The 14,720-nt window shown below is 63.9% G+C and carries 16 protein-coding genes; 7 read left to right on the forward strand and 9 right to left on the reverse strand.

The annotated features are described in order from the left end of the window. Positions 1-118 precede the first annotated feature (118 nt). Positions 119-688, reverse strand: a complete 570-nt coding sequence (locus H2510_RS13615; RefSeq protein WP_186628817.1) for a TetR/AcrR family transcriptional regulator — start codon at positions 686-688, stop codon at positions 119-121. 94 nt (positions 689-782) lie between these two features. Here H2510_RS13615 and H2510_RS13620 point away from each other — a divergent pair, with 94 nt between their 5' ends. Next, a complete protein-coding gene (locus tag H2510_RS13620; protein ID WP_186628818.1) occupies positions 783-1,928 on the forward strand; it encodes an acyl-CoA dehydrogenase family protein in 1,146 nt (381 codons plus the stop codon). A 9-nt stretch (positions 1,929-1,937) separates the two neighbouring features. Next, positions 1,938-2,639 (forward strand): dienelactone hydrolase family protein, encoded by a 702-nt coding sequence (locus H2510_RS13625; protein WP_186628819.1) that lies wholly within the window; start codon positions 1,938-1,940, stop codon positions 2,637-2,639. On the opposite strand, the gene H2510_RS13630 is transcribed toward H2510_RS13625, so the two are convergent. The 4 genes from H2510_RS13630 to H2510_RS13645 all read right to left on the reverse strand — a co-directional run bounded on the left by H2510_RS13630 (position 2,633) and on the right by H2510_RS13645 (position 5,823). Beyond that, complete coding sequence (locus H2510_RS13630; protein WP_186628820.1) at positions 2,633-3,433, reverse strand: ABC transporter; 801 nt, start codon at positions 3,431-3,433, stop codon at positions 2,633-2,635. The two genes, H2510_RS13625 and H2510_RS13630, sit on opposite strands and share 7 nt — an antisense overlap. A 25-nt stretch (positions 3,434-3,458) precedes the next feature. After that, the gene (locus H2510_RS13635) at positions 3,459-3,773 is read right to left on the reverse strand and encodes a multidrug efflux SMR transporter (protein ID WP_186628821.1); all 315 of its coding nucleotides are present in this window, start codon (positions 3,771-3,773) and stop codon (positions 3,459-3,461) included. Positions 3,774-3,965: 192 nt separating this feature from the next. Further along, on the reverse strand, positions 3,966-5,378 hold the full coding sequence (locus H2510_RS13640; protein ID WP_186628822.1) for an MFS transporter: 1,413 nt from the start codon (positions 5,376-5,378) through the stop codon (positions 3,966-3,968). A 19-nt stretch (positions 5,379-5,397) separates the two neighbouring features. Beyond that, on the reverse strand, positions 5,398-5,823 hold the full coding sequence (locus tag H2510_RS13645; protein ID WP_186628823.1) for an HIT family protein: 426 nt from the start codon (positions 5,821-5,823) through the stop codon (positions 5,398-5,400). A gap of 92 nt (positions 5,824-5,915) precedes the next feature. On the opposite strand from H2510_RS13645, the gene purD reads away from it, so the two are divergent. After that, positions 5,916-7,166 carry a phosphoribosylamine--glycine ligase gene (gene purD, locus H2510_RS13650; RefSeq protein ID WP_186628824.1) on the forward strand — a complete coding sequence of 417 codons (1,251 nt, stop codon included), beginning with the start codon at positions 5,916-5,918 and terminating at the stop codon, positions 7,164-7,166. Positions 7,167-7,237: 71 nt separating this feature from the next. Here the strand turns inward: purD and H2510_RS13655 are convergent, their stop codons facing one another. Together H2510_RS13655 and thiM are read right to left on the reverse strand one after the other, a co-directional pair. Further along, entirely contained in the window at positions 7,238-8,074 is an 837-nt protein-coding gene (locus H2510_RS13655) for a DUF559 domain-containing protein (protein ID WP_186628825.1), read from the reverse strand. 81 nt (positions 8,075-8,155) lie between these two features. After that, entirely contained in the window at positions 8,156-8,986 is an 831-nt protein-coding gene (thiM, locus tag H2510_RS13660; protein ID WP_186628826.1) for a hydroxyethylthiazole kinase, read from the reverse strand. Between the two features lie 94 nt (positions 8,987-9,080). On the opposite strand from thiM, the gene H2510_RS13665 reads away from it, so the two are divergent. Continuing rightward, positions 9,081-10,208, forward strand: coding sequence for a pyridoxal phosphate-dependent aminotransferase (locus tag H2510_RS13665; RefSeq protein WP_186628919.1), 1,128 nt, complete (start codon positions 9,081-9,083; stop codon positions 10,206-10,208). On the opposite strand, the gene H2510_RS13670 is transcribed toward H2510_RS13665, so the two are convergent. Beyond that, a complete protein-coding gene (locus H2510_RS13670; RefSeq protein WP_186628827.1) occupies positions 10,182-11,201 on the reverse strand; it encodes a low specificity L-threonine aldolase in 1,020 nt (339 codons plus the stop codon). The two genes, H2510_RS13665 and H2510_RS13670, sit on opposite strands and share 27 nt — an antisense overlap. Before the next feature lie 77 nt (positions 11,202-11,278). Between H2510_RS13670 and H2510_RS13675 the strand changes: the two genes are divergently transcribed. Next, on the forward strand, positions 11,279-11,914 hold the full coding sequence (locus H2510_RS13675) for a TetR/AcrR family transcriptional regulator (protein WP_186628828.1): 636 nt from the start codon (positions 11,279-11,281) through the stop codon (positions 11,912-11,914). Positions 11,915-12,033: 119 nt separating this feature from the next. Further along, positions 12,034-13,452: an adenylosuccinate lyase gene (purB, locus tag H2510_RS13680; RefSeq protein ID WP_397517361.1), complete on the forward strand. Its 1,419-nt coding sequence runs from the start codon at positions 12,034-12,036 to the stop codon at positions 13,450-13,452. Here the strand turns inward: purB and H2510_RS13685 are convergent. Beyond that, positions 13,438-14,241: an HAD-IIA family hydrolase gene (locus H2510_RS13685; RefSeq protein ID WP_186628830.1), complete on the reverse strand. Its 804-nt coding sequence runs from the start codon at positions 14,239-14,241 to the stop codon at positions 13,438-13,440. The two genes, purB and H2510_RS13685, sit on opposite strands and share 15 nt — an antisense overlap. Positions 14,242-14,293: 52 nt before the next feature. On the opposite strand from H2510_RS13685, the gene H2510_RS13690 reads away from it, so the two are divergent. After that, positions 14,294-14,713 (forward strand): HIT domain-containing protein, encoded by a 420-nt coding sequence (locus H2510_RS13690; protein WP_186628831.1) that lies wholly within the window; start codon positions 14,294-14,296, stop codon positions 14,711-14,713. Positions 14,714-14,720: the final 7 nt, after the last annotated feature.

Consider the following 14,720-nt stretch of genomic DNA (forward strand, 5'->3'; position numbering starts at 1 on the left):
GTAACCGTTGTCGGTGTAGACGACATTTCGTTCGCTCACACCGGGCAAGCAGGCGCGATAGGCGTCACTGTCGACTCCTGAGGGGCCGGCAAGCGAGAATCAGCCGAAGCGTGATTGATCAGGTGATGCCGGTCGTGAGCAGCGCGGCCAGTTCGGCGTAGGCCTGCGAGTCTTCGAGCCCGGTGCGCTCGGCTACTTCGCGGCTCTGGATTCGAGCCATCGTCGTCGCGGCCACATCGGCAACGAACGCGGCATGGACTCCGCGGACGTCCCCGGCCGAAGTGCCTTCGTCGATGAGTTGCTGCACGCGTTGCGCGGCGATGGCGGTGTTCTGCTCGTAGACCTCGCGGGCAGGGGGGAACGCTGCGAGATCGTCCATGAACTGCGCCGACGCGGGTTGCAGCGCGATGCCGACCGCCGACAGGTACTCGGTCAGCCGCGCGCCGGTCCCTTCGACGGTTGCGATGGATGCCTCGACCCGGTCGGTCGCGCCACGGAAGAAGTGAACGGTCGCCGTCCGCACAAGCTCATCTTTGCTCCCGGCCAATGTGTACAGCGTCGATTTGCTGCATCGCAGGCGTGTCGCGATGTCGTCGAGCGTCAGGTGTGCGAATCCTTCGTCGAGGAACAGTGCGACCAGTTGGTCGAAGAGCTGGGCGCGCCGTGCAGTCGCGTGAGCTGCGGTCATACCGCAAAATAGTACTGCACTCGACGGCGCAGTACTGTGTGCAGTACTGTGAGGATCATTCCAGTACTGTCCGTGGTTTCGTGAGGAGTGCCCAGTGCCCGTCGATCGCCTGCTACCCACCGAGGAAGCCAAAGATCTCATCCAGCTCACCCGCGACGTCGCAGACAAAGTGCTCGACCCGATCGTCGACGCACACGAAAAAGCCGAGACGTATCCGGATGGCGTGTTCGCTCAACTCGGTGAGGCAGGCTTGCTCAGCCTGCCGTTCCCCGAGGAATGGGGCGGCGGAGCGCAGCCCTATGAGGTCTACCTCCAGGTCCTCGAAGAGTTGGCGTCGCGATGGGCCGCGGTCGCCGTAGCCGTCAGCGTGCACAGTCTCGCCTGCTCGCCGCTACTGGCATTCGGAACCGAAGAGCAGAAGCAACGCTGGTTGCCGGAGATGCTCGGCGGCTCGCAGATCGGTGCCTACTCCCTGTCCGAGCCGCAGGCCGGATCCGACGCCGCCGCCCTGACCTGCAAGGCGGTGCCATCCGGTGACGGATACTCCGTCACCGGAGCGAAAGCGTGGATCACCCACGGCGGCATCGCCGACTTCTACAACCTCTTCGCACGCACCGGTGAAGGGTCGAAGGGCATCTCCTGCTTCCTGGTGCCCAAGAACCTCGACGGGCTCACCTTCGGCAAACCCGAGGAGAAGATGGGACTGCACTCGGTACCGACGACCTCGGCGCATTACGACGGCGCCTACCTTCCAGCCGAACGACGCATCGGTACCGAGGGGCAGGGCCTGCAGATCGCCTTCAGTGCACTCGATTCCGGCCGTCTCGGTATTGCCGCGGTCGCCGTCGGAATCGCCCAAGCGGCCCTCGACGACGCGGTGGCCTACGCGAACGAACGCACGACGTTCGGTAAGAAGATCGTCGACCATCAAGGGCTCGGATTCCTGTTGGCCGACATGGCAGCCGCCGTCGACTCTGCCCGCGCTACGTATCTCGACGCCGCCCGACGCCGCGACAGCGGGCTCGACTACTCACGAAGCGCATCCGTCGCCAAGCTCATAGCCACCGATGCTGCGATGAAGGTGACTACCGATGCCGTCCAGGTGTTCGGTGGGTACGGATATACCCGCGACTTCCGTGTCGAGCGGTACATGCGGGACGCCAAGATCACCCAGATATTCGAGGGCACCAACCAAATTCAGCGTCTCGTGATCGCGCGGGGGCTGCGGTCGGTGGGTTAATCTTCGGGGATGGCTGACATTCAGGTCGACACCCCCGCGGGCCCGATTGCCGCTGTACTGGAAATGCCCGAGGGGGATGGGCCGTGGCCCGGTGTCGTGATCGTGCACGACGCATTCGGGCTGAACGAGGACACCAGAGCTATCGCGCGCCGGTTTGCTGACCAGGGTTACCTTGCGCTGGCACCCGACTTGTACAGCCGAGGCGGAATGCGTAAGTGCGTCGTCGGGGTCTTCCGTGCGCTTCTCGGGCAGAGCGGAGTCGCCGTGGACGATCTGCTCGCGGCTCGGGAGTATCTGCTCACGCGTGAGGATGTGACCGACAGCGTCGGGATAGTCGGGTTCTGCATGGGCGGTGGATTCGCTCTGCTGTTGTCGCCGAAGGGGTTCGGAGCGAGCGCGCCGTTCTACGGAATCTCTCCGAAGGATATGGAGGAAGCGCTCAACGGCGCATGCCCGATCGTCGCTTCGTACGGAAAGAACGATCCGAGCTTGATCGGTGCCGGCAAGAAACTCGACAAAGTGTTGTCCGACAAGGGAATTCCGCACGACGTCAAGACGTATCCGGGCGCCGGGCACAGTTTCGCAAACGCGCTCCCTGGCAACAAGAAAGCCGCGGTTCTACGGCGGATCAGTGGTCTCGGATTCAAAGAAGAGCAGGCCGAAGACGCCTTTGCCCGGGTGTTCGACTTCTTCGATCGACACCTTCACTGAAGCTCGGACACGGGCTGCTTCCCTTTGAGCCAGCGATTGGGGAGCCGTCCGACCAGTTCGCCCAGCGGATTTACTGCAGCAGAGAGTATCTCGACCGAATCCTGCAGGATGTCGACACTGACACCCATACGTTCGAGGTTCGGGGCCAGCGAAGACAACGTCTCGGACAGGCTGACGAGCTGATCGAGGGGACCATCCTTCGCCGTCAGGCGTTCGATGGCGCCGCCCTCGGAGAGTAATTGTTCGAGCAGGCCGCCTTCCTCGAGTGCCCGCTCGATTATTCCGCCCTCCCTCGTCAGCAATTCGAGGGGACCATCGGTCGCGGTGAGCCGCTCGAGGGGACCTTCGACGGCGGTGATCCGATCGAGAAGCCCGCCCTCGGCAAGCAGCCGTTCGAGAGGGCCGTCCTCGGCGAGCAACCTGTCGAGTGGCCCGCCCGTGGCGGTCACCCGATCGACCGGGCCGCCGTCGGCCAGCAGCCTTTCCAGCGTGCCTTCCTCCGCGGTCAATCGGTCGACGACGCCGCCGGGTGCGAGGAGCCGGTCCAGCGGCCCACCTTCGCGAAGGGCGTTGCCGAAAGCGCGATCCTCGGAGGTTAGTTGGCCGAGTTGCGCGAGCAACTGCATGGTGCCGCCGCGAGGATTCGCAATCGATGCAAGGTTCGACGGGTTGGCGGCGCCGGATTCCAGGACGAATCGGGTCGTGGAGAGGACCGTGCTGGTCACTTGCAGCGCAGTTTCCGTCATTGCGATCCCGGCACGCGCAGGGAATGTGATCGCCGACACCCAGTTCATGGTTTTACTGTAACCGCTGGAGACATCATGGAAGGACCTTCAAGCCGACCACACAGCCGACGATTCCCATCAATAGCGCGACCTTGATCCACGACGCGGCCTCGTCGCCGGTGATCATCGCGTAGGTGACGGTGAGTGCCGCGCCGATCGCGACCCAGACCGCGTAGGCGGTGCCGGTCGGTAACGTGCGCATCGCGAGTGCGAGACCGCCCATGCTGATCACGAGAGCGACGGCGAACACGAGCGTCGGACCAAGTTTGGAGAATCCGTCGGACTTGCCGAGGGCCGTTGCCCAGACCGCTTCGAAGGCGCCGGAGACGACCAAAATCAACCAAGCCATGTGTACAACACTCTCATGCACCGTCTTGACCCAGACTGGGGGTTCACAGGGACTTCCCAGCGATAGTCCAGCAACCGAGCAGGCGCCGGAATCGGTCCTGCAATCGGATTCATTCTCGGCACAATGGGGTTTGCGCTGACGGGGTTTGCGCTGACGGGGTTTGCGCTGACGGGGTTTGCGCTGATGCGGAAATCATGACCGAATCTGCCCGGCTCGCGAATCAGCCTGCGCTCTAGTTCTTCTTTCCCGGCACAGCAGCACGACCAGTGCGCCGACTACCGATACCGCGGAGGTGAACAGGACTGCGGAGTTCCAACCTTCGACGAGCGCTGCAGGAGAACTCGTTCCTCGCGGCACCGCCAACACCGCAACCACGGTCACACCTACTGCAGATCCGACATAGCGGGCGGTGTTGTTCGCGCCGCTGCCCATCCCCGCACGTCCAGCTGGGACGCTCGCGACGGCTTCGCGCCCCAATGCTGCATTCAGAACTCCGCTCGCGACACCTGCGAACAGCAGGCCCGGGAGAAGTCGAAGCCAAGTCGAGTCCACCGACAGACCGAGCATTGCAAGCTGCCCGATCGCAACCCCGATCAGACCTGCTGCCAGTTGCACACCGCCGGTGACGCGGGCTGGAATACGTCGCGCGAGAAGGGCTGTCACGACGGAAGTGGCGGACCAGGCGAAGAGCAACAGCGCCGCGCCCAAAGCATCGATGTTGTAGGCGTTACCGAGAAATCCGGACATGAACGACATCAGCGCGATTATCCCCGCACCGGTGACGACTGCCGCGACAGTAGCTGCGACGAACGCGGGTTGGGTGAACAGTTTCAGATCGAGCATTGCTGCGCGACTTCGGTATTCGACGACGACGAAAACAATCAGTAGCACCGCCGATACCGCGAAGAGTATCAACGGGGATGGCCGCACCCATCCCTGGCGCCCCTCGACCAGGGCAGCGAGAAGAGCACTCAACCCGAACGCCAGCAGAAGCGCGCCGGCGGGATCGAGTCCGCGAGGGGTATCCGAGGTCGACTCCCGCACGAATCGATGCGCGGCGACGGCGAGCAGTGCGCCGGCGACCGCGACCAGCCAATACGCGTCACGCCAGGTTGCCAGCCGATCGAGCGTCGCGACCAGGAGCGGGCCGAGGGCGATTCCTGCGCCGAGGCTGGCGCCCCACACACCACTGGCATGCGCACGGCGTGGGCCTGCCGGGTGAGTATGCGCAATGATTCCGAGGCTCGACGCGATCACGGCGGCGCCGCCCAGTCCTTGCAGCACGCGCGCAAGAACGAAGATCAACGTATTCGGCGACACAGCGCAAACCACCGAGGCGAAAGCCAGCACGAGCACGCCGAGAACGAACGTGCGACGCCTCCCGAAATCGTCGGCGAGCGTTCCGGTGGTGAGCAGTGCCGCACTGAGCCCGATGCTCATGGAACTGAGAATCCAAGTCTTACCGGCGGTGTCGCTGCCGAGGGTGGCAGCGGTGGAGTTGATCGTCGCCAGCGGTGACGTGAACGCGACAAGGGTGAGCAGGGTGCCGAGGGCAGCGATCGAGAGGGACCGTCGTTGGTCGACGGCAGAGTCGATAATGGTCATCCGGGGGGATTGAGCGAAATCAGGTAGGGACGTTGGCGCCGTGACCGGCCTCGCGGAGCGCGGCACGCAGCTTCTCAGCAGCCTCGTCCTGCGACTGCGGTGACGGGTTCGGGTCCGCCCCTGAGATGTCGAAGTTACCCATGTCGTAGGCAGGGAACACGTGCAGGTGAAGGTGCGGAACCTCGAGCCCGGCAATCAACAGCCCTGCCCTCGGTGCGTCGAACGCCGACCGCACTGCTTTGCCGATGACCTGGGCGACTGCCGTGATCTTGGCGAAGGTGGCGCCGTCGACGTCCTGCCACTGGTCGATTTCCTCACGAGGGACGACGAGCGTGTGACCTGGAGTAACCGGGGCAATAGTCAGAAACGCCACGACGTCCTCGTCCTGCCACACGAATCGTCCCGGAATCTCGCCGCTGATTATCTTGCTGAAGACCGATGCCATGGTCGTCAGGGTAGTCGTCACGATCGCCGACCTGCATCAGCTAGGGAACATGTTTTCGCTCGGAGCGGGTCGAGCCGATACTCTTGTCCACTGTGCGCGTACTCGTCATAGGTTCCGGTGCTCGTGAGCACGCCCTCCTCCTTGCTCTCAGCAAGGACCCCAAGGTCAGCAAGCTGCTGGTCGCTCCAGGTAATGCAGGAACGGCGAAGCTCGCCGAGCAACACCCCGTCGATGTCGCCTCGGGTGCGGCGGTGACCGAACTGGCTCGCAAGGTCGAAGCGGACCTGGTCGTCATCGGGCCGGAAGTTCCGCTCGTGCTCGGCGTCGCCGACGCATTGCGCGAGGCCGGGATCGCCACCTTCGGACCGTCTGCAGCAGCTGCTCGTATCGAAGGCTCGAAGGCGTTCGCCAAAGACGTCATGGCTGTGGCCGGAGTCCGAACGGCGCACAGTGAGATCGTCGATTCACCGGCGAAGCTCGATGCGGCACTCGACCGATTCGGACCCAACTGGGTCGTCAAGGATGATGGGCTCGCGGCAGGCAAGGGCGTCGTGGTCACCACCGATCGGCTCGTCGCCCGCGATCACGCCGCCGAACTCCTCGAAACCGGACATCCAGTGTTGCTCGAGTCATTCCTCGACGGCCCCGAGGTGTCGCTTTTCTGCCTCGTCGACGGCGAGACGGTAGTGCCCCTGTTGCCGGCGCAAGACCACAAGCGTGTCGGAGACGGCGACACCGGACCGAACACCGGTGGCATGGGGGCGTACACCCCTCTTCCGTGGCTTCCGCAGGCCGTCGTGGACCAGATCGTCAGCGAGGTCGTCGAGCCCGTCGCCGCCGAGATGGTCAAGCGTGGCTGCCCGTTCTCCGGTCTGCTGTACGCGGGCCTCGCGATCGGCGTCGACGGCCCCGCAGTGGTCGAGTTCAACTGTCGCTTCGGTGATCCCGAGACGCAGGCAGTTCTCGAGTTGCTCGATTCTCCTCTCGGAGAGGCATTGAACGCGACAGCTACCGGGACGCTGGCGTCATTGGCACCTTTGCAATGGAAAGACGGCGCCGCGGTAACCGTGGTCCTGGCGGCGGAGAACTACCCCGGCCGTCCGCGCATCGGAGACGCGATCACCGGAGCCGGGGGTGAGGGCGTCTTCCACGCAGGTACCGCAGCGAAGGACGGCAAGGTCGTCTCCGCAGGTGGCCGGGTGCTCAGCGTTGTGGGTTCCGGTGCTGACCTCGCTGCCGCTCGGGCTGACGCGTATTCGAAGATCGAGTCGATCCGGTTGCCGGGTAGCCACTTTCGCACCGATATCGGCCTCGCAGCCCTCGAGGGGCGCATCTCTTTGTGAGCCCCGTGAATTTTGCTCCACTATTGCGCGTAATCTCCCGATTTCCGTAGATTTCGCACAATAGTGGAGCTTCATGCACCCCTACTCTTTCTACGGCGCCGCACCACCGCGGCTATCTGATCCGCAACTCGATCCAGATCGCGGTTCACCGTCGCCGCAGAGAATCTCAGTACCAACCAGCCGTCCAGCACCAGCGTGTTCTGCCGTACGCGGTCGTTGTCGAATGTGCGCGGATCTATGTGGAACTGGCGCCCGTCGATTTCCACGATCACCCGCGCCAGCCGACAGGCCAAATCGACGATGTATCGGCCCAACGCCGTGTTGATCTCCATCCGAATACCTCGTGCCAACACAGCCCGCGCCACCAGGCGCTCTGGCTCCGACCAGGTTCCCGGACAACATTTCTCGAGCTGCCGACGAACCTCTGGCATGCCCGCCATTCCTTTGGCGGACTCACAGTGGTCGGTGACATCTCTCCACGACACACGTGAGGAGATGCACCGGTCGAAGAACTGTTCCAAAGGCAGACCCCGCATCGCGGCGGCCACATCGACGAAGCACTGCACCGCCGATACGACCTGGAATCCGCGGTGCTCTTCGGGCGACACCGAGCGTCGATGTACTTTCAGCCAGCCCGGCCCGTTGATCCGTGAGTTCCTGGACAGGGTCACATGAACGACTGTGGGCTCGGTGTCGAGTAGATCCCACAACCACGCGGCGCTGAGGTGGCTCAACACTGCATCTTCGCGCCATAGCGTCACCGCCACACACAGTTCGTAGTACGACGGTTCCGGGTCCGAATAGACACCCGGCAGCAAGCGGATCATGCTGCCACTGCGCATCCGTCGGGTGATACCGGATCGACCGATACCTGATTCTTCGAGCTGCATGCGTGTGTACACCCCCATGGCGAGAACGGTGCACCGTTTTCGACACTGTCGGGGGCTCGAAACGAGATCTGTGGATAAGTGCCGTGCCTGTGGATAGGGCTAGATCGTCAACGGTTCGACAAGAGCCGAACGCATGTCGTCCGGGGTCACCGAAGCCAGCGCATCAAGATATGCGACGGCGAAAGTTCCTGGGCCGTATGATTTTTCGGCTGCACGTTCCGATGCGACCGCCACGTGTGCGTGTGCCGACGTTATACCGATCAACGGTGTCGGTGACACGCTGAGGTACGCGGCCACGAGCGCTGCGAGCGAACATCCAGTAGCGGTGACCTTGGTCAGAAGTGGGCTACCTCCACCGACCTTCACGCCCACGGGCCCGGCGTCGCTTCGTCCGACGATGTAGTCGACCGGACCGGACGCCGACACCACGTGTGCGAACTCGAGCAGCGCCACTGCTGCGGGAACCGCGGCCGCGGAATCGGAAGCACTGTCGACTCCGCGGGCGAAGTTGCCCAGCCCCGCAAGCGCGATGATCTCCGACGCGTTTCCGCGAATCGCCGTGGGTTCGAGCGTCAATAGCCCGGCTGCGAGTTCGGTCCGCCACGGTAGTCCGCCGACGCCCACCGGATCCAAGACCCACGGCGTGCCTGCGGCACGGGCAGCCTCCGCTGCCAGCGTGAAGGCAGCAGCAGTGCCATCGTCCGGGGTGCCCAAGTTGACGAGAACTCCTGAAGCGATCGCGGCGAATCCTGCGGCCTCGTGGACATTGTCGATGTGCGCGTTGCTGGCCCCGGCGGCGAGCAGAACATTAGTGACGAAGTTGGCGGACACCACGTTGGTCAGTGATTGCACCAGCGGAGTCGACGAGCGGAGTGCATCGAGGGCATTCGCTACGTCGCTCACGGTGGGGCAGGTCGTCGATTCCGGCATTCGTAGAGTCTTTCACTGGGTGCCTTTCACCGCGAGCTAGCCTCGAAGTGTGCGCACAGAGTCGAACAGATCCAAGATCGAGCCGTTCCACGTGATGGACGTATTCAAAGCCGCTGCCCTACGAGCGCGCACGCACGGCGACGTACTCTCGCTGGCCGCCGGACAACCGTCGACTTCGGCGCCTGCTCCGGTACTTCGGGCGGCACGGGAGGCCCTCGACGCGCATGTACTCGGGTACACCGAGACACTCGGCATCCTGCCGTTGCGCGAAGCCATCGCCCGGCATCATGCGCACGAGGCAGGCATTCCGGTGCATGCCGACGACGTCGTGGTCACGACCGGCTCGTCGGGGGCGTTCACGCTGCTGTTTCTGGCGGCCTTCGACGTCGGCGACACCGTGGTCATGGCTCGGCCCGGGTACCCGGCCTACCGAAATACTCTCGCTGCGCTCGGATGTCGCGTCGTGGAATTGGACTGCGGGATCGAGTCCAGATTTCAGCCGACGGTCGCGATGCTCGACGCTCTGCCGGAACCGCCCGCAGGGTTGATCATCGCCAGTCCCGCCAACCCGACGGGCACCATCATCGACGCCCACGAACTCGCCGCGATCGCACGCTGGTGTGAGCAGCACGGAACGTTGCTGATCTCCGACGAGATCTATCACGGCATCTCCTACGGTGATGCTCGGACGTCGAGCGCGTGGGAGACGTCGAAGGAAGCGGTAGTGATCGGTTCGGTGTCCAAATACTTCTCGATGACGGGCTGGCGGCTCGGCTGGATGCTGTTGCCGCGGACCCTGCACCGGGCGGTGGAGCGACTGGCATCGAACATGACCGTCTGCCCGCCCGCGATCTCACAGGTAGCGGCCGTTGCCGCGTTCACCGAGGAATCACGCACCGAACTCGACGCTCACGTGCGCCGCTACGCCGTCAACCGCACGATCCTGCTCGACGGTTTGGCTGCCGGCGGGATCACCGATCTCGCGCCTGCAGACGGGGCGTTCTACGCGTACGCCGACATCGGGCATCTGACCCAGGACTCACGGGCGTGGTGCGAGAACGTGCTCGCGACGACGGGTGTGGCACTTGCCCCCGGCGTCGACTTCGACACCGTGGCGGGGAACCACACCGTTCGATTCTCGTTCGCAGGTACGACCGAGCACATGCGGGAGGCATTGGCGCGCTTGGCTCCGGCCCTACGCGCGCACAGCCGACAGACGTGAGAGGACGTCGCGGATGTCGGCCTCGGACACATCGCGGTGCGTCACGAATCGGACTTTGCCCGCAACGGTGACGGCGCCGATGCCCTTCTCGGCAAGCTCGGAGACAGTTCCGACGGGGTCGTCCGACGTAGCGAGCACGATGTTCGTATCCGGTTCCATCACATCCCAACCCCGCTCGCGTAGCCCCTCGGCCAGCAGTCGAGCGTTGTCGTGGTCGGCCGCGAGCGAAGCGAGGTTGTCCAGCGCCACCAGCCCTGCCGCTGCGAGAATTCCGCCCTGACGAACGCCGCCGCCGAGCATCTTGCGGACGCGTCGAGCCTCGGTGATGCGGGCCGAATCGGATACGAGCATCGACCCGACAGGCGCGCCGAGGCCCTTACTCAGGCATACCTGGACGGTATCGGCGCCGACGGTCAGTTCGCGGGGCTGCACACCCTGCGCGACGGCCGCATTCCAGACACGCGCCCCGTCGAGGTGCACGAGCAGGCCTGCGTTGCGAGCCGCGGCCAGCAACGCATTCCACTCCTCGGGTCCGAACACTGCACCGCCGGCGAAGTTATGGGAGTTCTCCAGGCACAACAGCGTGGTGTTCAGAGTGAAGTACGGCCCAGGTCCGCCTGCCGACGCGGTCACGGTTGCAGGCGTCGGGCGGCCGGGCCCGCCATCGTGTGGCAGCGCCGACGGCATACCTTGCGCCAACCACGCTGCCGTCCCCAGCTCGGACCCGAGAACATGAGAATGTTCCGGCGCCAGAAACGCATCACCACGTCGCAAGTGCAGCATCAGCGCGATGATGTTGCCCATCGAACCGCTCGGGACCCATAGTGCAGCCTCGTATCCGAGCATCGACGCGACGCGTTCTTCCAACCGCGCCATCGTCGGGTCGTGGTCGAGGACATCGTCACCGACCTCCGCGTCGGCCATCGCAGCCCGCATGGCCGCATCCGGGCGAGTCACCGTATCGGAGCGGAGGTCGATAGTTCTATGTTGCATGAAGTTCACGATTGCACACGATCGAATGGCCCGTTTGCCCCAGCGGAGAAGGGCAGGCCTGGCACGATGGCTTTCAAATGTCAGAAGCACCTGCGGGGCCAACAGCCAAGGTGTCGGGCGCAACCCCGAAAGGGGAGCGTCGACGACACGCATTGGCCTCTGCCGCCGCCGCACTCCTGGTAGAGGGCGGATTCGACGCGGTACGACACCGCTCGGTCGCAACCCGCGCCGATCTTCCGCTCGCATCGACGACGTACTACTTCCACTCGCTCGCCGACCTCATCGCGTGCGCGGTGGAGATACTCGGAAACCGGGAACTCGAGGTCATGAGGGGACGGATCGACGAGCTCGGAAATCTCGATCAAGACGTCGAGTCGACAGTAGAACTGATCGTGGACCTGCTCATCGGGCCGGAAGACGACTCGATCGAAGGACGCGAACGGCTCATCGCCCGCTACGAACGATTCATCGCCTCGGCGCGACATCCCGAGCTGCGGGAAGTGCAGCTGCGGCTGCGCGCGCAGATCGACGACCTGCTCACCGACGTCCTGCGACGCTCAGGACGCATCGTCGACGAACTGCAACTACGACGGCTCGTGGCCGTCGTCGACGGCGTCGTAGTCGGCGCTCTCGGCGAGGTCGACCCGGAACCCCGAGCGATGGCACGGAGCATGTTGCTCAGAGTCATCGACGTCGTGGCCCCCGCGCAATGAACGCAGTACTACCTGGTCGTTCCGCAGGCTCCACTCCTGCCTACCTGGTCGTTCCGCAGGCTCCACTCCTGCCTACCTGGTCGTTCCGCAGGCTCCACTCCTGCGTAAACTTGCCTCTCGTGACTATTCCGAATGTCCTGGCCACCCGTTATGCGAGCAAAGAACTGGTGAACCTGTGGTCTCCGGAGCACAAGATCGTCCTCGAGCGACAGCTGTGGTTGGCCGTTCTCAAAGCGCAGGCCACCCTCGGTGTCGATGTGCCCACAGCTGCGATCAACGACTACGAGAACGTGATCGACACTGTCGATCTCGCGTCGATTGCTGCGCGTGAGCGTGTCACCCGCCACGACGTCAAGGCCCGTATCGAAGAGTTCAACGCGCTCGCGGGCCACGAGCACATCCACAAGGGTTTGACTTCTCGTGACCTGACCGAGAACGTCGAGCAGCTGCAGATTCTTCGCTCGATGGAACACGTCCACAGTCACGGCGTGGCGGTCGCAGCCCGGCTTGCCGAACGCGCCGCGGAATACTCCTCCCTCGTGATGGCAGGGCGCAGTCACAATGTCGCTGCGCAGGCAACGACCCTCGGCAAGCGCTTCGCGTCGGCGGCGGACGAGCTGTTGATCGGCCTCACTCGAATGCAGGAGCTGATCGAGCGTTACCCACTTCGCGGTATCAAGGGCCCGATGGGTACCTCGCAGGACATGCTGGATCTGTTCGGGGGAGATGCCTCGAAGTTGACCGCTCTGGAGCGCATCGTCGCCGATCACCTCGGGTTCCGGCACGTGCTCACCAGCGTCGGTCAGGTCTACCCTCGCTCGCTCGACCACGAGGTCGTGTCCGCGCTCGTTCAGATCGGAGCCGCACCTTCCTCGTTCGCGCATACGGTTCGGCTGATGGCAGGCCACGAGCTGGTGACCGAAGGCTTCCAGCCCGGTCAGGTCGGATCTTCGGCGATGCCCCACAAGATGAACACGCGCTCGTGTGAACGCGTCAACGGCCTGCAGGTGGTGTTGCGCGGTTACGGATCGATGGCGGCCGAACTCGCAGGCGCTCAGTGGAACGAGGGCGACGTCTTCTGCTCGGTCGTCCGCCGCGTCGCGCTACCGGATGCGTTCTTCGCGATCGACGGCATGATCGAGACTTTCCTGACGGTGCTCGACGAGTTCGGTGCGTACCCGGCCGTCATCGCCAATGAACTGACGCGCTACCTGCCGTTCCTCGCGACGACGAAGGTGCTCATGGCTTCCGTTCGCGCCGGGGTCGGTCGCGAAACGGCACACGAGGCCATCAAGGAACACGCTGTTGCTGTCGCACTCGCGATGCGGGAGCAGGGGCAGGATCCGGATCTGCTGGATCGCCTCGCCGCCGATGACCGCATCCCGCTCGATCGCGCTGCTCTCGATGCCGCTCTGGCCGACAAGTCGGCGTTCATCGGTTCGGCGGAATCGCAGGTCGCGGCCGTCGTCTCGGACGTCGAGACGCTGATCGCGCAGTTCCCGGAGGCTGCGAAGTACTCTCCGTCACCGATTCTCTAATAGCTCCGGCAGATCGGCCACCGAACCGATGATGTGATTCGGCTGTAGGCCGAATTCGTTCTTGGCTCGGCGGTCGAGGGTGTCCTGGCGGAACTTTCCGGTGCGGACCAGGACACCTGTCATGCCGACGACCTGGGCTGCGAGTACATCGTTGTCGATGTCGTCTCCGACCATGACGACGTCGACCGGGTCGGCGCCCATTCTTTCTGCAGCGGTCTGAAAGCCAAGTGGCGCAGGCTTTCCAATGGCCTGTGCAGTGTGTCCGGATGCCTTCTCCATACCGGCGAGATACATCCCGGTGTCGATGCGGAGTCCGGTAGCGGTGGTCCACATGAGACTTCGATGCATCGCGACCACGGGAATGCCGCGGCACATCCAGTCGAAGATCCGGCTCAAACGCTCATGGGTGAACTCGGGACCGGCTCCGCCGACTACGACGACGTCGGGATCGTGCGTCGACGACTCGTCGGCGAACTCTATTCCTGGCATGTCGACCGCGATGTCGCCGTTGTTGACGAGTACGACGGAAGCTCCCGGGTAGGTTTCGCGCAGGTGGTCGGCGGTGAGGCTTGCAGCGGTGACGATGTCGTCCGCATGGACCGGCAGACCTACTCCCGTCAACGACTCCGCGATCTGTGCGCGAGTTTTCGAGGTGGTGTTCGTCAGGAAGGCGCGGGCGATGTCCTTGCGGTCGAGATAGTCGAGAGTCTCGCGGGCACCCGGTATCGGCTTCCACGAGGTGACGAGCACCCCGTCGATGTCGAACAGAACGCCGCCCAAGATACTCATGGTCAGACTTTAGTCGCAGCACCGTTCCGGTGCAGTTCTAGACTGTCTCTTTGTGAACCCCTATACGATCTTTGCCGAAATCATTGCAGGGAACGCGGAATCGTCTCGCGTCTACGAGGACGACGTGGTCATCGCGTTCATGGACATCCGGCCGGTCACGCGTGGGCACGTTCTGGTGGTCCCGAAGAAGCAGGCTCGCTCGTTGGCGGAATTGGATCCGGACACCGGCGGTCGTCTGTTCGTCGTCGGGCAGAAGATCGCGGCGGCGCTACGGGCGAGCGACCCCCGGTGCGCGGGGGTGAACCTGTTTCTTGCGGACGGTGAAATCGCGGGCCAGGAAATCTTCCATGTCCATCTTCATGTCATTCCGCGTACCTCGGGTGACGGATTCGGTCTTCGTGCCCGACCGACTTCCCCCGAACGCGCCGAGCTCGACACCCAGGCTGCACATATCGCGAACGCTTTGGGGTAACTGATCC

Source organism: Rhodococcus sp. BP22, assembly GCF_014281965.1.
Lineage (GTDB): Bacteria > Actinomycetota > Actinomycetes > Mycobacteriales > Mycobacteriaceae > Rhodococcoides.